General features: G+C 64.3%; 2 protein-coding genes. Both read left to right on the top strand.

The annotated features are described in order from the left end of the window. Nucleotides 1-193 precede the first annotated feature (193 nt). The gene (locus HHL27_RS22080; protein ID WP_010890908.1) at nucleotides 194-1585 is read left to right on the top strand and encodes a tyrosine-type recombinase/integrase; all 1392 of its coding nucleotides are present in this window, start codon (nucleotides 194-196) and stop codon (nucleotides 1583-1585) included. Then, nucleotides 1582-3081, top strand: a 1500-nt coding sequence (locus tag HHL27_RS22085) for a hypothetical protein (RefSeq protein ID WP_169495513.1), incomplete at its 3' end; no start/stop codon positions are given. The genes HHL27_RS22080 and HHL27_RS22085, both read left to right, overlap by 4 nt.

Genomic DNA, 3081 nt, shown 5'->3' on the forward strand with positions numbered 1-3081 from the left:
TTATCTGGACAGTCTGCACCGTGCCTGACGCACCATTGAATGGTATGTTCTTGGCACAACGCAGGGGGTCATCAGGCCGGATGAAGCGCTATCCATAAGCTGGCGTAGTCCGGCCTGATGGCCACCGTCCCGCAGACGCGCAACGTGCGCGATCTGGATTCGGGAGGGGGTCCGGGGGAGGGACTGGCAAGCTGTGGATACTTCAGAGACGCTGATCGTCATTCAGGAACGCCGGGCGGCGGATGGCCTGGACTCCTACATCCCGGTAATCCTGCGAGGTGGAGAGATCTACGATCCAGACCTCGACCGCTACTTCCTCGATCTGCCGTTGAACGGGGCGCGTTCGCGCCATTCGCTGCGCGCCCACGGTTATGATGTCCTGGTCTGGGTTCGCTTCCTCGCCTCCGCGCGCGGCAAGTCTGTCTGGCAAGCCGATACCGATGATGTCGGTGCGTATCATCGGGCACGTCGGCGTAGTGACGCTGAGTTCCGGGTTTCGGCGTCGACATGGAACCGGGCGATTGCCTCGCTCGACAAGCTTTATCGATGGGCCGAGCGGGAAGGCCTGATCGAGCGCACACCATTTACCCACCGTCAGGTCTGGCGAAGTTCGCACGGAGGGCGTCGAGCGGCCGTCACGGGCCGCAACGACGCCTATGAACGCGCGGCCCGTCGGTCCGATGTTCGCTTCATCGATCTCACCGATTACCGCGCCTTCCGCGAGGTCGGCCTGCGCGGCCTGACCGTAGAGGGAACCGAGCGTCCTGGAGCACGTGACCGCAATGGCGCGCGCAATGCGCTGTTCGCCGATCTGCTGGTCACCACCGGCCTGCGCCTCGAAGAGGCATCCTTTCTGCTCGCCGCCGAGATTCCGGTTGGCGGCGCCCGCGCGGAACGGCAGCGGCGGGTCGAACTTCCGGCGGCACTCACCAAGGGGGACAGGGGGCGTGGCATATTGCTGCCGCGCCGTTTGTTGCCGATGTTTGACGCCTATATTGCCGTGGAGCGAGCCGCAGCCGTCGCCAAGTTCGCAAGGCGCCGTGGCTGGGAAGCCATCGACCGCCCGATCTTCATACACCGCCCCTCATTCGGGCTGCGCGCATTGCAGCTGGTTGGCGGTGGCACGATGGATATGGAGGTCGTCACACCGGATGAACGCGCAAGGCTTGTTATTTGCGCTGACGATGGCACGCCCTGCGAAGCAGCGGTGCTCTGGCTGACCGAGGTCGGGCATCCGGTGCTTCCCAACTCGTGGGAAGCGATCTTCGCGCGGGCGAGCCGCCGCTCCATGGATGCCGGCATCCCCGTCCGGGTCAGCCCCCATCAGCTCAGGCATTCGTTCGCGGTCCACATGCTGGCCATGCTGATCCAGCGCCGCCTTGCCGAGGCGGCGGCACCGGTGGGCGCTATGGAAGGTTATCGCCAGTTGGTCGGCGATCCGCTTCAGCAAGTCCAGCGACTGCTCGGCCATTCAAGCCTCGCCACGACCTCGATCTATCTCGATCACCTCGCCACGCGTGCCGATACCATCGATGCGGCGGTCGAAGAACTGTTGGCACTCGTACCGGGCTATCTTCCATCATGACCGCTGCTCCACGCAAAGGGCGCAAGGTCAGTTTCGAGGCCGCCGCGACTGCGCCCGAGGCCGATCCATGGTCGCAGATCAGCACGCTGCGCTTCTTGATCGATCCGCCATACGGCGGCGAGTTGCTCGTGGATTTCACCAGCTTGCGGCCCCGTGGCCTGGCTCTCGCCTTTGCACGGGGCCTGTTCATGCTGGTCGCTCCGCGTGGCCCCATCATGGTGCGTTCGTCGATCAAGACATACGTCACACAGTTGCCGAGCTTCTTTGCCTATCTTGCCGGGACAGGCGACCGGATCAACGGCCCGGCAGACCTTCGCGCCGACCATATCGACGGGTTCGAGAGGTGGCTCGCCGCGAAGGGCAAGTCGCGCGTGCACGCGCCGACCTATGTCGCCAAGGTCGTCTCCGTCCTTCGCCGCATTGCGGCCGATGGTCCGGAGCTTGTCGATCCTGGCTTGCGGGAACGGCTGCGCTACATCAGCTCGCACCCCCACGTTCGCCCCCGTCCACGCGATGCCTACAGTCCGTATGTCGCTCGCCAACTCCGCGATGCGGCACGCGCCGATCTTGTTGCGATCGAGGCGCGCTTGCGGTCGGGGTCGCGTTTCGATGAGGTGCCGGAGATAGAAGGCGCTTACCGCCAAGCCCACGCTGCCATCGAAGCGCGCGGCGTGCTGCACCACCGTGATCCCGCATGTCAGAGTCTGTATAAGCTGCGGTGGATTCGCGAACTGAGCGGCGCAAGGTTCAACCTGGGCCTCCATGCTGCCCACTACCTTACTGCACGCGACGTCGTGCCGCTTCTCGTTCTGCTCTCGCTGGAGACGGGGCTTGAGCTGGAGTGCTGCAAGTCGCTCACCATCGATTGTTTGCGCAACGCTTCGGGCGGCACCGTCGATGTCGCCTACACCAAGCTTCGCGCCCACGGTGCCGAGCACAAGACCATCCGGGTCCGTGATGGCGGCTCATCGACACCGGGCGGCCTGATCCGGCGGATTATCGCACTCTCCGCCAAGGCCAGGGTGCATAATTCCAGCGACAACCTTTGGGTCTATTATCAGACCAACGAGATCACTGCTGGTATCCGCCATCCGCGCACGACGATCGACGCGTGGACGCTGCGTCACGGCATTGTCGATGACGCCGGTCGACCGCTACTCCTGCGCCTTTCGCAGCTACGCAAGACCCACAAGGCCCTGTGGTACCTCAAGACCGAAGGGCACATGGCCCGCTTCGCTGTTGGTCATACCGTCGAGATCGCGGCACGACACTACGCCGATATTCCGGCACTCAGACCGCTGCATGAGCAGGCCGTGGCGGACGCCCTCGAAGAAGCGCTGACCGGCCCGAGGATCCTTCCTCCTCCCGACGAGGAGCGTCTGCGCGGCGCGTTGGCGAGCCCCGCGCCGGATGATGAAGGCGTCTCGCGCGCACTTCTCGACGGCGAACAGGACGTCTGGCTTGCCAGCTGCGGCAACTTCTATTCCAGTCCCTTT

The sequence above is a fragment of the Novosphingobium olei genome, assembly GCF_012927405.1.
In the GTDB taxonomy this organism is placed as follows: Bacteria; Pseudomonadota; Alphaproteobacteria; order Sphingomonadales; family Sphingomonadaceae; genus Novosphingobium; species Novosphingobium olei.